Genomic DNA, 20,861 nt, shown 5'->3' on the forward strand with positions numbered 1-20,861 from the left:
TCCATGCCTTTTGACGTTATCTATTCATTAAATTTTTTCCTTGCTCGTAATAGCTGTTCATCACTTCAATTGGCACCATACTGCCTCCAGTTGACCATACAAGGTGAGTAGCTTTTGACATATCGTTTTCTAGTCCTTGCGCTTGTATATAGGAAGACCCGCTTTCCATCAGGTGGAGAGGTCCTTGTAAACCAGCCGCTGCTGAAGGTTCTATATACATATTTTCACGATTGGCTAGCTCATAAATAAATCGGAAAAGCTGATCATCTTCTACGGTATAAATTCCGCTAATAAGCGATTTTATCGTTTCACCTACAAAGCTAGATGGCCTTCCTACAGCTAGTCCATCGGCAGCTGTTACATTGTCAAGTCCAATATCCGTAACGGAAATGCCGTCATGCAGCTTGGTCATTAATCCAAGCAGCATGCAAGGAGAGTGAGTAGGTTCAGCAAAAAAGCAGTGAACGTGATCACCGTATATTGCTTTTAGTCCAAACGTAATACCGCCAGGACCTCCGCCTACTCCGCAAGGTAAATAGACAAATAAAGGGTGTTCGGCGTCTACTTGAATCCGCTGCTCGGCTAGCTGCTTTTTCAAACGTAAAGCCGCAACGGAATAACCGAGAAATAAATCTCTAGACTGCTCATCGTCAATAAAATGACATGCGGGGTCTGCTTCGGCTTGCTTTCGTCCTTCCTCCACGGCTTTTCCGTAGTCAGACTGATATTCAATAACGGTTACACCTTTAGAACGAAGCAGATCTTTTTTCCACTTTTTAGCGTCCGCTGACATATGGACGGTGACGTTAAAGCCGAGAGCAGCGCTCATAATACCAATGCTTAAACCTAAATTACCGGTAGATCCTACTGCAATAGAATAAGAAGAAAATAACTTTTTACATCGTTCTTCAGCTAGAAGAGCGTAGCTGTCTTCCTCGGTAAGCAGTCCTTCTTTGATAGCAAGACTTTCAGCAAATTTTAATACTTCATAAATGCCGCCTCTTGCTTTAATAGAACCTGATATGGGAAGATCATGATCGCATTTCATCAGTAATTTTCCTTGCAGCATGTTATTCATTTGTTGATTTAAATAGTCTTTCATGTATGCAACTTCTTGAAGAGGTGATTCAATGATTCCTTTTGATGCTTTCAGCTCCGGAAAAGCGATTTGAAGAAAAGAAGAAAAGCGAGAAAGTCGTTCTTTTGCATCTTTTATATCTTTGGTATGTAAAGAAAGAGAAGAAAGTGCTTTTTGAGCAGGTTTTATATAAGGATTTATCCAAAGTATTTCCTGTTTATTGATTAAAGGTGTTAATAAAGGATATTCATGCATCCATGTAGCAAGGGGTTTTTGGTGAAATAAATGAGTTGTCATAAAAGCTCCTTTCGCAATATGTTATTTCCTTTATATGTATAGTACCAAGAATAGAAGAAGTTGAAAACGAAAATATCAAAAAGCAGAACGCACATTTTAGCCACCTCTTGTATACTAATCTTGTATACTAATAAAGATAATCTATACAACTGCATAGAAAAAAAGGAGAGGAATTCATGCCATTTTCAGGCGATGATAGCAGATGTCCTATCTGCGGAGAAAAAAATAACTGTGCTTCTGTACAAGGCAGAGAAATAGAAAAGTGTTGGTGCATGCAGAAAGTTTTTACTCCTGATCTGTTTAAACAAATTCCTTTAGAAAGCAGAGGAAAAGCGTGTGTATGTGTCAAATGCGTTGGGAGACAGAAGAAAGAAGGTGAGGATTAACTTGAAAAAAGGAATTATTTCATACGGTGAGGCATTTATTGATTATATTGCTAAAAATGAATTTAACACTAGCTTTGACCCTTTTTTAGGAGGCACAACCGTTAATGTAGCAGTCGGTGTTCAGAAGTTAGGAGCAAAAGCATATTATATCTGCAAGTTGGGCAGTGATGAAACAAGTGATTTTGTAAGAAAGAACCTTTTAATTGAAGGAGTGAATCAAAGCGGCTGTGTAATATCGGAGACTAAAAAAATTTGTGAAGTGTATGTACATAAAAGTAAAGAAGGAGATCGGTACTTCCATTCCTACATAGATTCTACACCTCATGAGCAAGTGTACAAACATGAGCTGCAGGAAGCTTTATTTGAGCAGGCAGCGATTTTTTATTTTGGATCAGGTACGTTGTTTCATCCGATTTCCCAGGAAACTACAAAAGAAGCTGTGAAGCTCGCAAAAAAACATCGTATGCTTGTAGCGTTTGATCCAAATATTCGAATGAAAAGATGGGAAAGTGAAGCAGCATGTAGAAATATCGTGACACCGTTTTTGTCCGAAACAGACATTTTGAAAATCTCTCAAGATGAGCTCCTATTTTTGATGAATTCAGCAGACCTGACAGAAAGCCTAGAAAAACTGAGAGCGTATCATATTCCGTACGTATGGGTCACTCAGGGAGAAAATGGCGCAGCAGCCGTTACTGCAAATCAAACGCTTCATGTGAGTGCAAAAAAAGTGCAGGTGATAGACACGACGGGAGCGGGTGATGCATTTATGGCAGGAATTTTATGGTGTGTTCACGAAAAAGGATTACCTGAAAGTGAGGAGGCACAGAAGCAGTACACAATGTTTGCTAACGCGTTAGGTGGAGCAGTTTCGGCAAGGTACGGAGGAATGATTTCGCTTAAAGCAAAAGATGTATCTAGTATAAAAGCAGGTAGCTGATAGCTACCTGCTTTTGAACGTTTATTATTTAAAAAATGACAGTATAATCATAAGGGCAAAAATAATCGTAAGATGGTTCAATGAGAACACAAACATTAAAGTAGCCCATTTTGTATCTTCTAATTTTTTAAATCCAACAATCCCAAGAAGCATCCACACTAGTGTTAAACCAAACATTGTAAATGCGATAATTTTACTAAACGATAAAAATAAGAAAGATGCCGCTAGCAAAATAACTAGGTATACAAGCGTTTGGACTTTGGAACGACGGATCCCTTTTACTACAGGAAGCATTGGTACACCTGCGGCTTTATATTCCTCAAGTCTTCTAATGGCAATAGCGTAGAAGTGAGGAGGCTGCCATAAAAACATAAATACAAACAATCCAATGGCTACCGGATGAAATAAGTCTGGTGAAATAGCGGCCCAGCCAATGATTGGAGGCATAGCTCCAGAAATACTTCCAACTTCGGTATTATAGATAGTTGTACGTTTTGTGAGCATAGTGTAAGGCACTACATAAAAGAAAAATCCTAAAATACCCATAATGGCGGCCATGTTAGAAACTAAAAATAAAATGCCTACACCGATAACAAATAAAGCCAGTCCTAACCATAGAGCAAATTTAGGGTTGACCGCTCCTGTTACCGTGGGTCTGTCTTTCGTACGTTTCATGATCGCATCAATATCACGGTCATAGAAGTTATTAACTGCCCCAGCTCCTCCTACGACAAAGGATGTCCCAATTAAAGCCAAAATAATGATAGGAATTTGTGTCACAAAGCTTAAGTCATTAACAGCAATTGCGAGACAAAGCCCAGCAACCATTCCTAGTGAGTTCGATTTAATAATCCCAGTTTTTATAATAGCACTGATTACTTCCCGGGAAAAATACTGATTGATAGGAAGTGATTCCTTTGTGATAACTTCGGTATTTTTCACAGCAATTCTCCTTTTTGAGCTTATTCCTACATGAATAAACCTAATCTTTATTAATCAACTAAACTATTTTAACAAAAAAATATCGTAATTACATCAAGGTTGCTCGTAAAATTTGTTAACATTCCTTGAACTTTTTAAAAAAACAAAGAATAATGTTGAATTACCAATTAAAAATAAGTACATCCTTTATTATAAGATAAAAATGGAATGCTTAAAAATGAAAATTTTGACTATCTGGTGAACTTTTAACGAGCAAGAAACTCGAACTTAATCGTACCATATTTATTGGTAATTGCAATCACATAGTATGTGATGAAAGAAAAGATGTGGTACATTAAAGAAAGAACTAATAAGTTTGTTTACTATGTCTTATTCACAAGGAGGATATATGATGCCAGATAAATATGCTAGCTTCTCTGAACTTGCCTCTCATGAAGTATACAATCAAGACTACAAAATTCAATTCGAAATCAGACCTTCTAACATTATTATGCTTGCGATACACGGCGGAGGTATCGAAACTGGAACATCCGAACTTGCTGTTGGGCTAGCAGGAAACGAATACTCGTACTATATATTTGAAGGGTTAAAGAAAGCAGGAAATGCCGATCTTCATATCACATCCACTCATTTTGATGAACCTCATGCGCTAACTATTATATCGAAAGAAGACTATGCCGTATCTTTTCATGGATACAATGATAAAAGTGAAAAACACACTAAAATCGGCGGTGCTGACAAGGCATTAAGATCCAAAGTGTATGAAGCGCTTGTTTCCAAAGGTTTTAGTACAGAAATTTTATCAGATCAAGACCCTTTTTCCGGTACAAGCCCTAGAAATATAACCAATAAAACAGCTAGGCGGATGGGTGTGCAAATTGAGATAAGTAAAGCGCAAAGAGAAGCTTTTTTTGCAACTAACACGAGAAATGAACGTAAAAATTCGAAAACCCAAGAATTTTTTGAGTATATATCAGCTATTAGAAGTGCATTTCCTCTTAGATAAATCAGATACGTTTAGTATTTATTAAACAGGTTAGATTTATTACGGACATGTTTGTGGTATACATATAGTAACTACATATACTGGAGGAGATAATCATGAAAACATTTGACCAAGAAGATACCTTAGAACGTCTTAAAGCCTCTTATCGATATTTAAAAAGCGTAGACGTACGGGGAATCAGCACACTAGATGATCAAAAGCGAGCGGAAGCTGTGCAGTTAATCGAAGAGATTGGTCTTAAAATATCAGAAATGCGTGTGAAAGTAGAGTGAGAAAGAAGGGCATCTGTCCTTCTTTCTCTTTTTCAACAACTATAAACAGGAGATTGGCCATGAACGAGCAATATTATGACGCTTTATTAAATATAAAAACAACGGGAGAACAAAAGGGATTTAATGATTCATTTCATTACCATCGTTATGAACCCACGCCTTATAGTGCATTAGAAACACTTTTCACTCAGTATGAGCTAACAAGCAGCGATAGAATTGTCGACTTCGGATGTGGAAAAGGAAGGCTGAATTTTTATGTGAACTACCTGTGCAATGCCACCGCCGTGGGGATAGAAATGAATGAACACTTTTATGAGCAGGCCATAGATAACCAGAGGCGCTATTTGAAAAAAGCCAAGGGCCGCAAACATCCTATTCATTTTCAGTGTTGTTTAGCCCAGGAATATAAGATTCATCCATTAGACAACTGCTTTTATTTTTTTAATCCTTTTTCAGTTCAAATCTTTATCCAAGTAGTGAACAATATTTTGCTTTCGTGGGAAGAGAATAAACGCGAGATTGATTTGATTTTATATTATAGTTCGGAGGATTATCTTCATCACCTCGAAAAACATCCTTCTTTCATTTTAAAAGAAGAGGTAATGCTGCCAGAGTTGGATCGTAAAAACCCATATGAACGGTTTTTGATTTATAAAGTAGCTTATTAAGACGATCTATTTACTGTTTGATAATGCTGGATCTTGCCGGTTCTATTTAACAAATCAGCAGGAGGTGGAAAAAGACCTGCTGATTGTATTTATAACTTTTTAGAAATTAAAGCATAACACTTTATTATGTAAGCGCTTTCTGTTATAATGAAGTTAGGTTGGATAGCATGCGTGGCTATCGGTGTACTCAGCGCAGGCGGGGCTAGTACAGAAAGAGAAGGCTACATACAAGTTAATAAACATTTAGTGGATAGAAATAAGAACTCTCAAAAACAAATTTATTAATTTGTATGCTAAATCGTAAATTAACAAAAACGGCACTTATGATAAGGTTTTAGAGAAAAGAATCCAGCATATACTGTATAAGCAATTTTTTTACTCTAAAAAAGGGTAAAGAAATTGCTTATTTATTTTTAAATAAGTGCACAGCTGTTCAGATTTGTTTTGAGATATCTAGCGTTAGTGTATAATAGTAACAAGTATGAAAAGTTGACATTGTGAATTGATTAAAGGGGATTTAAAAATGAGTGAACTAAAAATAGATGATGTAGCGAAGCAAAGCGGTTTAACAAAACGTACGATTCGTTATTATGAACAAATTGGACTGATGCCAGCACCTCCAAGAAGTGAAGGTGGATTTCGTCTGTACACTGAAGAACATGTAGAATTTTTAAAGAAAATTACGAATGCCAAAGAAGTCATGGGTTTTTCACTTCAAGAATTACAGGAATTTCTTGCTTTAAGTGATACTCTTGAAATACAAAAGATGGATTATAGGCAAGTGAAAGGAACAAGTCAACAAAAAGAAAAGTTAGAGCAAGTGTTACATACGGTAGAAGAGCAGCTCAAACTGATTGAACAGAAAAAGAAAAATATCTTAAAAGTAGAGTCTGACCTTCTGTCATTGAGAGATCGTGCTAAGACTGCAATTGTAAAATTTGAGCAGGAAGAATCATAAAAAGCAGGCGCATTCACCAGAAGAGTGCGTCTGCTTTTACGGTTTTTATAGGGCATTCATTTATGATTGTGAAGTGTTTTCTTCTAGCTGTACCCCTAAAAGAAGTAAAATAGCCTGTATTCCATCGGCTTTTCCATTGTGAAAGCTTCTTGTTTCAGCATCCAAAGCTTCATTTACAGATTCCATCATATTTGATTCGTACAAGTCTAAAATTAATTGTTTTCCTTCCGGACTCAAATGCAGCTGCCCGCGTTCCTTCATTTTAAACTTCAACTTCTTCAACTCCCTTTCCCATAATACTATCAGTATACAAAAATAATAACATTTACGTAAACGTTAATTTTTGTATATGGACAGAAGAACGTATTGAGTATAGGTACTAAGTGAGGTGAGAGATACTGATTATCCTTTGCTTGTTTTAATGTTTGTCAGCTTATAGCCGCAAGCTGAGCATGTATAGATAACGTTTTGATTGGACTGAGCAGTTAAAACGGTAGCAAGCTCTTTTTGAGAATGACAGTTAGGACAAATAACAACAGGGGATTTCATGTGATTTTCTCCTTTTCTTTTTCATAGTCAAATTTTATTTTATGTAAAGTTTAATCAAATATCCTGTGTGCTATCAAAAATGACAGAAGACATGTAAAAAAGCATTCTCGCTCAAAAGAAACGGGAATGCTTAAGGTTAGTTTAAAATCCGTCCTGGCTTGCTGTAAATGGAATGTTAAGTCTTCTTTCTACATTGCGTAAGCGCTGATTTAATCTGTTTATACGATCAGTATGTCGCTCCACAACGCGATTTAAACGAGTAATTTCTCTGACTTGCTCCTCATTTTGTCTCTCAAGGGCACGAATTCTTCGTTCAAATCCTCCAAGATTTTGAAGCTGCTGTCTTTCATCGTATTCTTCATGCTGTGGTACGTAAGGGGGATAGTATTGTTGAACTGAGTAATCAACTTGCTGAGGACTGTATCCAGGGTTGAAATAATAAGGGTTCATTAGGGCACCGCTCCTTTTAAATAGTAATTTCAAATCAAACACGATATAACGTATGCGAAGATAAGAAAAATGCTATAGGCACATACCTAAAGACATTCTGTATTTAAAAAAGGAAAGTATTTTTAAAAGTCAAAAGGAGATAGCCGGTCCTTTCTTGAATATGCAAAATAGAAAAGCTTCTTTTTTAGACACTTTATTTAAGAAAGAGGGAAAGTGACCGATGGCTCAAGGAAAACAAAAACCAGCACCTAAAATAGAAGAATCAAAAGCTCCGCCTGCAAAGAAACAAAAGTCGAAGAGCCGAAGCACTAAAAAAGCGGAGCCTCCTACATCGCCCTGGGTAAAAGCTGCTTCCATTTTATCTAACATTGATTTCATTCGTTTGTTTCGAGTGCTGTTTCTTGCTTTAGTGGTTGCTTTTATTGTGTATCAATATATTTTACTTACAAAGGGAATCTTCATCAAAACATATGCGGCCCTTTGGCATCATCACAAAATGCTCTTGCTGGCTGCAGCTGCATTCATGACCTATACTTCTTTCGTTTTTTACCTTGGCTACCGCACCGCTAAAAAACGGTAGAACTGCTCTAGGGGGCGAATAGCATCTATTCTTTGAGCAAACCTTATATGTATATCAGCATAGAGGGGGGAAGAAACGTGGACAAGCAGCGAGCAAAACAAATTGCTGATTCACCCGTTATGGCTAACGTTACGTATAACGATACGGCCGTTTATATTCAACATGTAAGCGAAGAAAATGATATGGTAAGAATTTATCCGCTAGGTCAGCCGGAAAATGAACAAAATGTTTCCGTGAGCCAATTAGTAGAGAATTAAGGTGGATAAATAGAGCTGGTTTTTCAGTTAAATAAAAGCTAGAGAGCTACATAGCTCTCTAGCTTTTATTTATTCTTCCCATTTCTTACTGCTGATTTTTTCAATAATCCCGTGCAAATCACCTGGCTTATGAAACTCAATCGGAGACGCGCCTTTTTCAAACAGAATCGATTCTGCTTCAATTACCGCCACGTAGCGTCCGTTCACTTTCGCTAAGTGAATATTTTCCCCGAAATCAGCTAACAGTCCTTTAATCTCTGTTTCGCCAAGCTTCATTTTAAGCTCGGCATCAGGCGTATGCTCGACGATATGAGCAGCAGCTTCCATGACTTGATGCGTATCTAAACGTTCTTGAAGCTCACGCTTTTCACTTGTTGCCCACAGTTCCATGTCGGACTCAAATTGTTCAAGCTCTACGCTTTCTGCTTCAAACGTTTCGCTGACGTGTTCACGCACCATATCCATCACTTGTGTTTTCATAATCTCAGGCATCGGTTCGTTGTAGTCAATAAATTTCAAGAAGTCTTCAAAGTACCGGGCATGAGACGCTTGGTGTATAACGAGTTCACTTTCTTCGACCATGCCTTCTTCAGGCATGTAGGGGTATTGAATAGATTTCATGTTTTTAGTAGTAATCGCCATTTCTACGTGACGAATAAGGGTTGATTCATCTGAAATTGAAGCCACTTTTGGTTCGAAGTCACATTTTAAAATAAACACAAAAGCATGATCAAAATATTTTCTTGGAACAGCAGATACAACTAAAAATGCTCCTCCTCGAACGGCTGCAGTATCAAGGTATGCATTGATAAACTGTTCGCTATTTTCTTCAAATTCTTCTTTGGTTGTGGCAAAACGAGTGCGGTGAAATAAATTATAATTAGGGTTTGAGTCGAGAGCGTGCCCTGGTTCAACTATAAAATACCCGAGCTTTGTAGGCACTTGTTCTGCTTTGGGGTGTCGCTCTACTTTGCGTTTTACAATTTTTTTAAATTCACCGTCTAAAAAATCTTTAATGGAACTTTCGTCATATTCTTCTGTATCAAGCGTTTGAAAATGCTTATATTGTTTAGAAGCCTGTTCTTCTTTTCCTTCTACTTGTATTACGTAAAATGATAAAAAATTAATTTTAAAATCCATAGCAGTCACCTTGTTTCTTTTTAGTCAGTTACTTCAGTATAAGAAAGAGTCCGGTAAGCGTCAATGCCTGTTAGATTTAGGGGAAGAAGAGCTATTTATACAATTGATCAGCTGAGGAATAGTGTATAAAGCAAAGAATAAGAGAGGCAGGGGGCCTCTCTTATTTATACTGCTCCAGCCGTTCAAAAAAGGTTTTGACAAACTTATAAAAAATTTTATCAGAAGGTGCTAAATCACGATTTCGAGGAATAATCATCCCGACTGTACGCTGAAGCTGCGGCGTATGAATAGGGAGTTTAGTCGTAAAACGAGGAGTCGTTTCAGACACTGTGCTTTCAGGAAGAAGCGTGACGCCGATTCCTGCGGATACAAGACCTTTAATCGCATCTAAATCTTCTCCTTCAGATGAAATATTGGGCATGAATCCTGCTTGTTTGCAAGCGTCGAAGGCCATTTTATGTAAAATGAATCCTTTTGGAAATAGCACAAAATCTTCATTTCTTAAATCCCGTAGCCGAATGTTATCCCGTTCAGCGAGCGGATGATGAGAAGGAACAAGGGCTAAAAGATTTTCAGTGAATAGAATATGGCCTTCTATACTCTGGTCCTCTACAGGTACAGGACCTAAAAAAGCAATATTAATATCTCTTTTTTTAACCGATTCAATTAAAAATTTATACGAACCTTGTCTAAGATGAAAAGCAACATTTGGGTGTTCTTCTTTAAAGGCTGATATAATAGTAGGAAGAAGGTGACTAGCAAGGCTTGTGGGAAATCCGATTTTAATCGTTCCTCTTTCGGGATCCAGGTATTCATCAATTTGTTCTTTTGCATAGTCAATAGCTTTCATAGCCGTTTCCGTATGCTCAAGAAAGACTTTTCCTATTGCTGTTAACTTGACATTTCTTCCTTCGCGTTTGAATAAACTAACACCTAGCTCAGACTCCAGGTTCGCGATTTGACGGCTGATCGCTGATTGAGCTACATGCAGATATTCTGCCGCCTCAGATACGTGTTCTCTTTTTGCAACTTCCATAAAATAGCGTAATTGACGCAGTTCCATAGGCATCCTCCATCTATATATATCAAAATTAGATTAGTTTTATCTAAATTATATATTGTTTATATTGATTTGAAAACTTACAATGTAAACAGGTGATCTTAAAAAGATAAAGAAAACGAACGGGGGAGAAGAAGATGACATACAATCAAATGCCAAAAGCTCAAGGTCTCTACCGTCCTGAATTTGAGCACGATGCATGTGGAATCGGACTATACGCTCAATTGAAAGGCGTAGCGTCACATGATATCGTTAAAAAAGGACTAAATATGCTTTGCCAGCTTGACCATCGCGGCGGACAGGGAAGTGATCCGCTAACAGGAGATGGAGCTGGATTAATGGTACAAATTCCACACGCGTTCTTTAAAAAGACATGCGTTGAATTGAACTTGCCAGAAAAAGGTCGTTATGGAGTTGGAATGATCTTTTTCTCAAATAACGAAGACGAGCGTCGAGAAATCGAAGCTTATATTAATAAATTAATTGAAGAAGAGGGACAAACGTTACTAGGTTGGAGAACTGTACCTGTAAATGTCGGAAAAATCGGAAAAGTTGCAAAAGAAAGCTGTCCGTACGTACGACAAGTATTTATTGGGGCAAATGACAGTATTCAAGATGACTTAGCGTTTGAACGCAAGCTATATGTTATTCGTAAGCAAGCGGAAAATTGGGCGCAAGCGCGTCAAAACCGTTTTTATTTTACGAGTCTTTCAAGTAGAACAATTGTGTACAAAGGGTTATTAACGCCTGAGCAAGTTGATGCTTTTTATCTTGACCTACAAGATGAAGATTTTACTTCAGCGTTCGCTTTAGTGCATTCTCGCTTTAGCACAAACACGTTCCCAAGCTGGGAAAGAGCACATCCAAACCGTTATTTAATTCATAACGGTGAAATCAATACGCTTCGCGGTAATCAAAACTGGATGAGAGCACGTGAACAACAGTTTGTTTCGGACGCATTTGGTAAGGATTTACCGAAGGTTCTTCCGATTTTAGATGCTGAAGGAAGCGACTCATCCATGTTAGATAATGCGCTAGAGTTCTTTGTATTGGCCGGCCGTAAGCCAGCGCATGCAGCGATGATGCTTATTCCAGAGCCTTGGTCTGAGAATCCGCACATGTCAAAAGAAAAACGTGCTTTCTATGAGTATCATAGCGCATTAATGGAGCCATGGGATGGTCCGACTGCTATTTCGTTTACGGATGGAAAGCAAATCGGTGCTATTTTAGACCGTAACGGTCTACGTCCAGCTCGCTACTATGTTACAAAAGATGATTACATCATACTTTCATCAGAAGTAGGCGTCATTGATGTTGAAGATGAAAATGTATTATATAAAGATCGTTTAAGCCCAGGTAAAATGCTTCTAATCGATTTAGAGGAGGGCCGAATTATTTCAGACGAAGAAATTAAATCTGAAATGGCACAGGCTGAGCCTTATCAAGAGTGGTTAGATGAACAGCTGGTAACGTTGCCAGAAGTGCAGGAAGAAAAATCTGAATACTTCGATGATTTGGTCATTCGCCAGAAGTCATTTGGCTACACGTATGAAGATATTCATAAATATTTAGTTCCAGTTATTACAGAAGGAAAAGATCCGCTTGGTTCAATGGGTAACGATACTCCATTAGCCGTGTTGTCTGATCTTCCTCAATCGCTGTTCAATTACTTTAAGCAGCTATTTGCTCAAGTAACGAATCCACCGATTGATGCTATTCGTGAACAGTTGGTTACATCGACAATGACATTGCTCGGTGCAGAAGGGAATTTACTGCATCCAACCAAAGAAAACATTCATCGAATTCAGCTTGAGACGCCGGTTTTAACAAACGATCAAACTGATCAGCTGAAGTCTGCCATTCATCCGGATTTCAAAAGTGCCGTTATATCTGCTGTATTTACAAATGATTTAAAAGCAGATCTTGATCGCGTATTTGCTGAAGCTGAAGCGGCAATTAACGCAGGTGCTAGCATCCTTGTTCTGACAGACCGTGAAGCGGGAGCTCAATCCGTAGCTATTCCAGCTTTATTAGCTGTCAGCGGGCTGCACCAGCACCTAGTGCGAAAAGGAAACCGTACAAAGGCGAGCATTGTAGTGGAAACGGGAGAAGCGCGTGAAGTGCACCATTTTGCAGCGCTGATTGGTTACGGCGCAGACGCAATTAATCCATATCTTACTTTTGCAACATATCAAAATGAAATTAACGCAGGTACGTTGAACGTATCGTATGATTATGCTGTTGAGAAATATGTAAAAGCCGTTACTGAAGGTGTCGTAAAAGTAATGTCTAAAATGGGTATTTCAACGGTGCAAAGTTATCGGGGCGCACAAATTTTTGAAGCGGTTGGAATCAGTGCAGAGGTTATCGAGCAATATTTTACAGGTACTGCCTCGCAGCTTGGCGGTATCGGTTTAGATGTTATTGCAAAAGAAGCAAAAACGCGTCATGACAATGCTTATGTTGAAACAATTGAGCAAACGTTAGAATCAGGAAGTGACTTCCAGTGGAGACACACGGGCGAGCATCATGCGTTTAATCCAAAAACAATTCACACGCTGCAGTGGGCTTGCCGTAAGGGAGATTACAGCTTATTTAAAAAATTCTCTGAATCGGCTAATGAAGAACGCATCGGTTTCTTGCGCAATCTGTTCTCGTTTAATGGATCGCGTTCATCTATCTCCATTGATGAAGTGGAATCAGTTGATTCGATTGTAAAACGTTTTAAATCAGGTGCTATGTCGTTTGGATCTTTAAGTCAAGAAGCTCATGAAACATTAGCGATTGCGATGAACCGTTTAGGAGCACGCAGCAACAGTGGAGAAGGCGGCGAGCATCCTAGCCGCTACACTCTGGATGAGAATGGAGATAATCGCCGCAGTGCGATTAAACAAATCGCTTCTGGGCGTTTTGGGGTGAAAAGTCACTACCTTGTGAATGCAGATGAGCTTCAAATTAAAATGGCACAAGGTGCAAAACCTGGAGAAGGCGGTCAGCTTCCAGGAAACAAAGTATATCCATGGGTGGCAGATGTGCGTGGATCAACGCCAGGAGTAGGCTTAATTTCACCTCCTCCACACCACGATATTTATTCGATTGAAGATTTAGCGCAGCTTATTCATGACTTGAAAAATATAAACCGTGATGCACGAATCAGCGTCAAGCTCGTTTCAAAAGCAGGTGTAGGAACGATTGCTGCCGGAGTAGCAAAAGGAGTAGCGGATGTTATTGTCATTAGCGGTTACGACGGAGGTACGGGAGCATCTCCAAAAACAAGTATTAAACATACTGGACTACCGTGGGAACTTGGCTTAGCAGAAGCCCATCAAACACTTATGTTAAACGGTCTTCGTGAAAAAGTAGTGCTTGAAACAGACGGGAAATTAATGACGGGTAAAGATGTAGTCATGGCAGCACTTCTAGGAGCAGAAGAGTTTGGTTTTGCTACGGCGCCTTTAATTGTTTTAGGCTGTATCATGATGCGTGCGTGTCACTTAGATACATGCCCAGTTGGAGTGGCGACGCAAAATCCAGAGCTTCGTAAAAAGTTCCTGGGAGAAGCGGACCACATCGTTAACTATATGAAATTTGTTGCACAAGAAGTGCGCGAAATTATGGCTGAACTTGGATTTAAAACAGTGGATGAAATGGTTGGACGTACAGACGTATTAAGCGTTAGCGAACGTGCAAAAAATCACTGGAAGGCTCAGCACTTAGACTTAACAACTCTTTTATATCAAGCTGAAGGTGTACGTACCTTTAAAACACCTCAAAATCATAAAATTGACGAATCTCTTGATATGCAAAAGATTTTGCCTGCGGTACAGCAAGCAATCGAGCATAAGTATCAAGTCGAGTTAGAACTTCCAATTTCTAATATTAACCGTGTAGCTGGAACAATTGTGGGAAGTGAAGTTACAAAACGTTACGGTGAGAAAGGTCTGCCAGAAGATACGATTACTCTTCGATTCACTGGCTCAGCAGGACAAAGTTTTGGTGCGTTTGTTCCAAAAGGAATGTCTATGTATCTAACTGGAGATGCAAATGATTATATCGGAAAAGGTTTATCAGGAGGTAAAATCATTGTTGCTCCACCTAAGGAAACAACAGCTGTGTCAGGCGAGAATGTTATCGTTGGGAACGTTGCATTTTACGGTGCAACAAGCGGTGAAGCTTATGTTAGCGGGCTAGCAGGGGAACGTTTTGCAGTTCGTAACAGCGGTGTGAACGTAGTGGTTGAAGGAATTGGCGATCATGGCTGTGAATATATGACTGGCGGACGCGTTGTCGTATTAGGCGATGTAGGTAAAAACTTTGGTGCAGGAATGTCAGGCGGTATTGCTTACGTATTTGCCGATGATCAAGAAGCATTCAAAAACCTTTGCAATAAAGACATGATTGGGTTTGAGGGCTTAAAAGGCGAAGAAGCAGAAGAAGTAAAAGAGATGGTTTCAAATCATCTGAAATATACGAACAGTCATAAAGCAGCATTTGTCTTGGAAAATTGGGAACAATCACTTTCAAAATTTGTAAAAGTGATTCCGAATGATTATAAACGCATGATGAATCGCATTGAAGAGCAAAAAGCAGCTGGACTAACGGAAGAAGAAGCAGCTATGAGTGCGTTTGAGGAAAATGCAAAACAAGAAAAGAAAGCATCGGCAAAACAACAAGAAGCGGTAGCTCAGTAAGAAAGGGGAGAGTACGATGGGAAAACCAACAGGATTTATGGAAATCAAACGTGAAAAAGGGAAGGAACGTGACCCGTTAAAACGTTTAGGTGATTGGAAAGAGTATGCTGCTCCTTTATCTGATGAAGCGCTAAGCCGTCAAGGGGCACGATGTATGGATTGTGGCACACCTTTTTGCCACATGGGAATGGATATTAATGCTTTTACTTCTGGATGTCCAATCTATAACTTAATTCCAGAGTGGAATGATTTAGTTTATAAAGGACGCTGGAAAGAAGCTTTAGAGCGTTTAATGAAAACGAACAACTTCCCGGAGTTTACAGGACGAGTTTGTCCTGCTCCGTGTGAAGGTTCCTGTACGCTTGCTATTTCAGATCCAGCCGTTTCGATTAAGAATATCGAACGCGCTATTATTGATAAAGGCTTTGAGAATGGGTGGATTACTCCGCGTATTCCGGAGAAGAGAACAGGCAAAAAAATTGCTGTTATTGGCTCTGGACCAGCAGGCTTAGCAAGCGCAGATCAGCTGAACCAAGCGGGTCATTCAGTAACGGTATATGAAAGAGCAGATCGTGCTGGCGGTTTATTAACATATGGAATCCCGAATATGAAGCTAGATAAAGAAGTAGTGGAAAGACGTGTTCGCTTATTGACGCAAGAAGGTATTGATTTTGTAACGAATACGGAAGTTGGAAAAGACATTACTGCTGAAGAGTTAAAAGAACAATATGATGCTGTAATTTTGTGTACAGGGGCTCAGAAGCAAAGAGATCTAGTATTAGAAGGTCGTGAAGCAAAAGGAGTTCACTTTGCAATGGACTACTTAACAACTTCAACAAAAAGCCTTTTAGACTCTAACTTCAAAGATGGTCAATTTATTGATGCTGAAGGAAAAGACGTTATTGTTATTGGAGGCGGAGACACTGGAGCTGACTGTGTAGCTACTGCTCTTCGTCAAAAATGCCGCAGCGTTGTTCAGTTTGGTAAACATCCTCAACTTCCTGCTGAGCGTACGGCAGATAATATGTGGCCTGAATATCCGCATGTATTTAATCTTGAATATGCTTATGAAGAAGCACAGGCGAAGTTTGGGGACGATCCACGTGAATATTCAATTCAAACGAAAAAAATCGTGGCAGATGAGCAAGGCAATCTAAAGGAACTTCATACGGTTCAAATGGAAAAAGTAAAAGGTGGAAATGGACAGTACATCTTTACCGAAATTCCAGGAACAGAAAAAGTATGGCCAGCTCAGCTTGTCTTTATCGCGATTGGGTTTGAAGGTCCAGAGCATCCGGTTCTATCAGCGTTTGGTGTTGAAACGAAAAATCGTCGCGTAGATGCAGCGTATGGAAATTACAAAACAAATGTTGAAGGTGTTTTTGCTGCTGGTGACGCTCGTCGTGGGCAAAGTTTAATCGTATGGGCTATTCATGAAGGTCGTGAAGTAGCTAAACAAGTTGATAGCCATCTAATGGGAGCAACTGTATTACCATAACAAAAAACCGTCACAATTGTGGCGGTTTTTTGTTTATCTAGGATTTGGCACTTCATTTCCTCTACGTAAATTCTCAAATGAAACGGTTAAAATCGTGTTGGTAATTCGAACTTGTGAAGCGGGGGAAACGCTGTATAAGTTAAAAAGTTCAAATATCCAGGGGTCACGTTTTTTTAACTGTCGCGCGGCTTTTTCAACGCGTTCGTTAATAGATCCGCTGTAATTGTTATAGTTATCATCAACAAATCTTACAATGGAACGAAATAAGTATTCTGTTAGTTTGCTATCCATCCCGCCTCTTTGAGCATCTCTGTAGATGGACTGATACTGTCGTTTTAAAATTTTCATCACTCTGTCTACATCGCGTGTAGATCTAACTTCCTCTTCTTCATGCAGGATATAAGAAAATAAGTCTTCATTGTATCTATAAGGTTCTAAATAATTTTCATTCGTAGTAGGAACCACTGGATGGTAATAGCGCGGCATATAGGGGTAAACCCATTGACTGTACATGAAACATTCACACCTTCCTCGTTCATTTCCCATTAGTTTATGCACGAGCGTGCTAGCTGCTGCATGTTTGTTTTAAATAAAATTTAGGAGTTTGATAATAGGACCACCCTCTAAATTCTTGATAAGTCGATATAAAATAAATGTAAATTGGTGTATTTAGCAAGTCGGGATAATGTTGAAAAAACGCTTGGTCTCCGTAAAACATTGCTTCTAAAGCAAGGGGGAGTTCACGGCGGAAAATCTGATAACGAAGCTGCGCTTGCTCGCGGCTGAACTCGCCTCCGCTAACAAAAACTTCGCCTTGAATAACTGCTTGTCGGTCTGTTACGTGAAGCGCAGCTATTACTTCATCACGCGTATTTTTATCTATCGCCTTGTTGTTATATGAGCATCCGATGCTTAAAAAAAGCTGACCGGTTGTATCAGAATGAGTAAGAGTATATTTTCTTCCGGAAACCGGATAGGAGGAAGTAGCAGGGGGAATAAGAGTCGTAGAAAGTTTTGAAGGATTAAACGAACTCATAGTCATTGACACTCCTTTTTTTGAATAAATTTCAATATTATACGGCGCTATAGGCTCAATTGTGATAAATGTCTACTTTCTTTCTGTAAGAAAGGCGTTTTGATGTACTTTTTGAGAAAAGGATGGTAATATTTAGCTGGAATTATGCGTGTACAGTCCCCAAGAGTGTCTTCAAAAGCAAATGTGAATGGAGGTTATCACTTGAATATCACAACGTTTGACGGTAAGTATGGAAACTGGCTAACGACTAAAAATCCTCTTCAATTTCAAGCAGCGACTGCCTATGGGAACATTGGGCTGGCTCCTATCTATTGGGGAACAAAAGAAGAAAAAAATGGATGGTATTACATGTATCAGCCTGAAGAAATAACGGGCGTTCAAGTAGAAGGTGAAGTTGATGGTGGTAAATTTCTCATTCGAATTCCTGATGATTGGAATGGAAAGTTAGTTATGTCAGGAGTCCCAGCTACCCGAGATGAGAAATCAACGGATTTACTATTCAGTGACTATGTGTTGGCAAAAGGGTTTGCGTTTGCTGCTTCTGATAAAGGAACTCAGGGAGAAGAAGTGAGAGATGATCCATTTGCTAAAGCAAAGAACGCTCTAGTCAAAGAAGAAGACTCCATTAGAAAATGGCATATTCAATACCGAGAAGTAACAAAACTAGCTCAGAGATTTTTGTTTGAAAATTATCGTCACAAACTTCAAAAAGAAGTGACGGAATATTTTGATATAAAAACGTATGCGTTAGGTATTTCTAATGGGGGTTATGTTGTTCGCTATGCTTTAGAAAACGATGGGAAAAATGGGGAGCCTCAGCTTTTTAATGGAGGCGTTGAATGGGAAGGGGTTATGTGGCGAGCTGATCACGATAACTTGATTACTTCCTTAACCCCTGTTGTAAATCATGCCGAAGAAGCACTGTACACCGTAGGTGAATCGCAAAAAGAAGCTTTGCACCGTTTGTATCAAGCAGGGTTGCCAAAAGGATCTGAGTTTTTATGGCCATATCATGATCAGTATTATTGGTTTTTAACGCTTAATATATATAGAGATGAGTTTGACAGTCAAGCACCTCGAAGCATTCCATGGCAAAAATACTTGACTCTTTTTGAAAACGGAGTTAGAGATCGTTCATTAGATTCTATTTTTGAAAAGTATGATTATCAAGAAAGACCGCAAGATGTAAAACAAAGAGTTCGTGAAATTGAAAATACAGGTGATATTTCCGTTCCGTTGATAAGCATTACAGGGTCGTTAGATGCTCTTATTTTTCCGGATATTCATGCTTTTCCTTATGAACAACTGGTAAAAGATTCTGGTAAGCAGCACCTTCATCGTCACTATGTAATTGAAAATGGCAACCACATTGATAGCTTAGTATGGAATCATCAAATTGACCCAGATCGAAAGCTTCAGCCTCTCCTGCCTTATGTGTATCAAGGATTTGAACTGCTATGTGATTGGGTGGAGAATTTTGAAGAACCTCCGAAAAATAAGAAAATAAGTGCGCCTCTCAAGGAAATGCATGTAAAGGATCTAAAAACAGAGGAAGACGTGCTGCCGTTGACTACAAAGAAAAGCATATCAACAGAAAAATAAATCGTTCAAAACCGTGCCAAAGGTGCGGTTTTTAATTTGGAAAAGCAATGTTTGAATAAAAACACCTTTGGTGAATACAAAATATTATAGTACGATAAGAACGGAATATACGTTATTTGTTATTTATTTTCATCTATTTAAAATAAAAATAATAAAAACATTGAACAAAACCGAACTTTTGTGTTAGATTAATAACTATAATTCGTACATTTATTAAATGGCTACAGTTGAAAGGAGCAAAAAACATCATGACAGCGAAAGTAATTAAAGGAAAAGAAGTAGCGCAAGAACTGCGCGCCGCATTAAAAGAAGAGGTAGCTCAATTAAAAACAAAAGGTATCGTTCCTGGTTTAACCGTGATTTTAGTAGGAGAAAATCCTGCTTCTCAATCATATGTAAAAGCAAAAGCAAAGGCTTGTGAAGAAATCGGTGTTGCATCTGAAATTATCAAACGTGACGTATCGATTACTGAAGAAGAGCTTTTAAACGAAATCCATCACTTGAATGGAAATCCATCTGTTCATGGTATTCTTATTCAACTTCCATTACCAAAACATATTGATGAAAAAGCAGTATTAAATGCTGTATCTCCTAAAAAAGATGTAGATGGCTTCCACCCGGTAAGCGTAGGGAATATGGTTATTGGCGATGAGTGCTATTTACCATGTACACCACACGGTATCGTTGAGTTAATTAAACGTTCAGGTGAAGAAATTTCAGGTAAGCATGCGGTAGTAATTGGACGAAGCAATATTGTTGGTAAACCAGTATCCATGCTGTTACTTCAAGAAAGTGCAACGGTAACAATTGCTCACTCTCGCACAAAAGATTTATCTGCTTTAACAAAACAAGCTGATATTCTTGTGTCAGCTGTAGGACAACCTAGACTTATCAAAGCAGATGATATTAAGCCGGGTGCCATTGTAATTGATGTAGGTAACACAATGGAAAATGGTAAACTCGTTGGTGATGTTGATTACGAAGCGGCTTTAGAAGTTGCAGGTTATATCACACCAGTACCAGGCGGAGTTGGTCCGATGACCATCACAATGTTATTGAAAAATACGGTAGACGCTGCTAAAACAATTAACAACGTAAAATAATAAGAAGTAAAAAAGAGGCTGAGACAAAGGTATTTTCGTTGAATGAAGATCCGAACGAGTTTGATTCTTGATTGAGAATCAAACTCGTTCGGATTTTTTCATTGATAAAGTCAACACAGGTTTCATGTATGGAGGTGCTTCTAGCTGGTGATTGGAGGGCAAGGCGAAGACTTCCGCAGAAAGCGAAATCTTGCGCGGAAATCAATAGCGGTGTTACAAGTGACAATAATGGATAATTTATCTATTTTATTCGTCTTTAGGTTGGATTGATTTCGTTATGTCTGAATCTTTTTTTGCTTCAGTAATGGAATGGAGGCTAATAGAATAGAATGTAACAACCTGTATACA

21 protein-coding genes are annotated in these 20,861 nt (G+C 38.7%); 12 read left to right on the top strand and 9 right to left on the bottom strand.

From position 1 onward, the window contains the following. Positions 1-16: 16 nt before the first annotated feature. Positions 17-1,375 carry a D-serine ammonia-lyase gene (locus ACFX4W_RS18985; RefSeq protein ID WP_043982117.1) on the bottom strand — a complete coding sequence of 453 codons (1,359 nt, stop codon included), beginning with the start codon at positions 1,373-1,375 and terminating at the stop codon, positions 17-19. Between the two features lie 176 nt (positions 1,376-1,551). Between ACFX4W_RS18985 and ACFX4W_RS18990 the strand changes: the two genes are divergently transcribed. Together ACFX4W_RS18990 and ACFX4W_RS18995 are read left to right on the top strand one after the other, a co-directional pair. Then, positions 1,552-1,761 (top strand): cysteine-rich CWC family protein, encoded by a 210-nt coding sequence (locus ACFX4W_RS18990; RefSeq protein WP_043982119.1) that lies wholly within the window; start codon positions 1,552-1,554, stop codon positions 1,759-1,761. A 1-nt stretch (position 1,762) separates the two neighbouring features. Further along, a complete protein-coding gene (locus ACFX4W_RS18995) occupies positions 1,763-2,701 on the top strand; it encodes a carbohydrate kinase family protein (RefSeq protein WP_162214123.1) in 939 nt (312 codons plus the stop codon). A 24-nt stretch (positions 2,702-2,725) separates the two neighbouring features. On the opposite strand, the gene cyoE is transcribed toward ACFX4W_RS18995, so the two are convergent. Further along, the gene (gene cyoE, locus ACFX4W_RS19000) at positions 2,726-3,643 is read right to left on the bottom strand and encodes a heme o synthase (RefSeq protein WP_013056789.1); all 918 of its coding nucleotides are present in this window, start codon (positions 3,641-3,643) and stop codon (positions 2,726-2,728) included. Positions 3,644-4,034: 391 nt separating this feature from the next. Here cyoE and ACFX4W_RS19005 point away from each other — a divergent pair, with 391 nt between their 5' ends. From ACFX4W_RS19005 to ACFX4W_RS19020, 4 genes are all read left to right on the top strand, one after another. Beyond that, positions 4,035-4,649: a poly-gamma-glutamate hydrolase family protein gene (locus ACFX4W_RS19005; protein WP_230183946.1), complete on the top strand. Its 615-nt coding sequence runs from the start codon at positions 4,035-4,037 to the stop codon at positions 4,647-4,649. A gap of 95 nt (positions 4,650-4,744) precedes the next feature. After that, the gene (locus ACFX4W_RS19010) at positions 4,745-4,921 is read left to right on the top strand and encodes a hypothetical protein (RefSeq protein ID WP_013056791.1); all 177 of its coding nucleotides are present in this window, start codon (positions 4,745-4,747) and stop codon (positions 4,919-4,921) included. Positions 4,922-4,980: 59 nt separating this feature from the next. Then, a complete protein-coding gene (locus tag ACFX4W_RS19015) occupies positions 4,981-5,589 on the top strand; it encodes a methyltransferase (protein WP_043982122.1) in 609 nt (202 codons plus the stop codon). Between the two features lie 523 nt (positions 5,590-6,112). Next, complete coding sequence (locus tag ACFX4W_RS19020) at positions 6,113-6,547, top strand: MerR family transcriptional regulator (protein WP_013056794.1); 435 nt, start codon at positions 6,113-6,115, stop codon at positions 6,545-6,547. A 60-nt stretch (positions 6,548-6,607) separates the two neighbouring features. Here ACFX4W_RS19020 and ACFX4W_RS19025 read toward each other — a convergent pair whose 3' ends face one another. From ACFX4W_RS19025 to ACFX4W_RS19035, 3 genes are all read right to left on the bottom strand, one after another. Further along, a complete protein-coding gene (locus ACFX4W_RS19025; RefSeq protein ID WP_043982123.1) occupies positions 6,608-6,820 on the bottom strand; it encodes a hypothetical protein in 213 nt (70 codons plus the stop codon). 129 nt (positions 6,821-6,949) lie between these two features. Further along, a complete protein-coding gene (locus tag ACFX4W_RS19030; RefSeq protein ID WP_013056796.1) occupies positions 6,950-7,096 on the bottom strand; it encodes a hypothetical protein in 147 nt (48 codons plus the stop codon). 141 nt (positions 7,097-7,237) lie between these two features. Further along, the gene (locus ACFX4W_RS19035) at positions 7,238-7,546 is read right to left on the bottom strand and encodes a hypothetical protein (RefSeq protein WP_043982124.1); all 309 of its coding nucleotides are present in this window, start codon (positions 7,544-7,546) and stop codon (positions 7,238-7,240) included. A gap of 220 nt (positions 7,547-7,766) precedes the next feature. Between ACFX4W_RS19035 and ACFX4W_RS19040 the strand changes: the two genes are divergently transcribed. Beyond that, complete coding sequence (locus tag ACFX4W_RS19040; RefSeq protein WP_043982126.1) at positions 7,767-8,126, top strand: hypothetical protein; 360 nt, start codon at positions 7,767-7,769, stop codon at positions 8,124-8,126. A gap of 77 nt (positions 8,127-8,203) precedes the next feature. After that, positions 8,204-8,383: an H-type small acid-soluble spore protein gene (locus tag ACFX4W_RS19045; RefSeq protein ID WP_043982127.1), complete on the top strand. Its 180-nt coding sequence runs from the start codon at positions 8,204-8,206 to the stop codon at positions 8,381-8,383. 69 nt (positions 8,384-8,452) lie between these two features. On the opposite strand, the gene ACFX4W_RS19050 is transcribed toward ACFX4W_RS19045, so the two are convergent. Continuing rightward, the gene (locus ACFX4W_RS19050) at positions 8,453-9,523 is read right to left on the bottom strand and encodes a DUF3900 domain-containing protein (protein ID WP_043982129.1); all 1,071 of its coding nucleotides are present in this window, start codon (positions 9,521-9,523) and stop codon (positions 8,453-8,455) included. Between the two features lie 160 nt (positions 9,524-9,683). Beyond that, a complete protein-coding gene (gene gltC / locus ACFX4W_RS19055) occupies positions 9,684-10,586 on the bottom strand; it encodes a glutamate biosynthesis transcriptional regulator GltC (RefSeq protein WP_013056801.1) in 903 nt (300 codons plus the stop codon). Between the two features lie 134 nt (positions 10,587-10,720). Between gltC and gltB the strand changes: the two genes are divergently transcribed. Continuing rightward, entirely contained in the window at positions 10,721-15,274 is a 4,554-nt protein-coding gene (gene gltB, locus ACFX4W_RS19060; RefSeq protein WP_043982131.1) for a glutamate synthase large subunit, read from the top strand. A gap of 16 nt (positions 15,275-15,290) precedes the next feature. Next, positions 15,291-16,772: a glutamate synthase small subunit gene (gltD, locus tag ACFX4W_RS19065; protein WP_043982133.1), complete on the top strand. Its 1,482-nt coding sequence runs from the start codon at positions 15,291-15,293 to the stop codon at positions 16,770-16,772. A gap of 33 nt (positions 16,773-16,805) precedes the next feature. Here gltD and ACFX4W_RS19070 read toward each other — a convergent pair whose 3' ends face one another. Then, the gene (locus ACFX4W_RS19070) at positions 16,806-17,285 is read right to left on the bottom strand and encodes a hypothetical protein (protein ID WP_016763905.1); all 480 of its coding nucleotides are present in this window, start codon (positions 17,283-17,285) and stop codon (positions 16,806-16,808) included. 52 nt (positions 17,286-17,337) lie between these two features. Next, a complete protein-coding gene (locus ACFX4W_RS19075; protein ID WP_043982134.1) occupies positions 17,338-17,808 on the bottom strand; it encodes a staygreen family protein in 471 nt (156 codons plus the stop codon). 201 nt (positions 17,809-18,009) lie between these two features. On the opposite strand from ACFX4W_RS19075, the gene ACFX4W_RS19080 reads away from it, so the two are divergent. Beyond that, positions 18,010-19,410, top strand: coding sequence for a tannase/feruloyl esterase family alpha/beta hydrolase (locus ACFX4W_RS19080; RefSeq protein WP_043982136.1), 1,401 nt, complete (start codon positions 18,010-18,012; stop codon positions 19,408-19,410). Positions 19,411-19,658: 248 nt separating this feature from the next. After that, positions 19,659-20,513 carry a bifunctional methylenetetrahydrofolate dehydrogenase/methenyltetrahydrofolate cyclohydrolase FolD gene (gene folD / locus ACFX4W_RS19085; protein WP_016763907.1) on the top strand — a complete coding sequence of 285 codons (855 nt, stop codon included), beginning with the start codon at positions 19,659-19,661 and terminating at the stop codon, positions 20,511-20,513. Positions 20,514-20,861 lie beyond the last annotated feature (348 nt).

The organism is Priestia sp. YIM B13489, from assembly GCF_042787645.1.
GTDB classification, from domain to species: Bacteria; Bacillota; Bacilli; order Bacillales; family Bacillaceae_H; genus Priestia; species Priestia megaterium.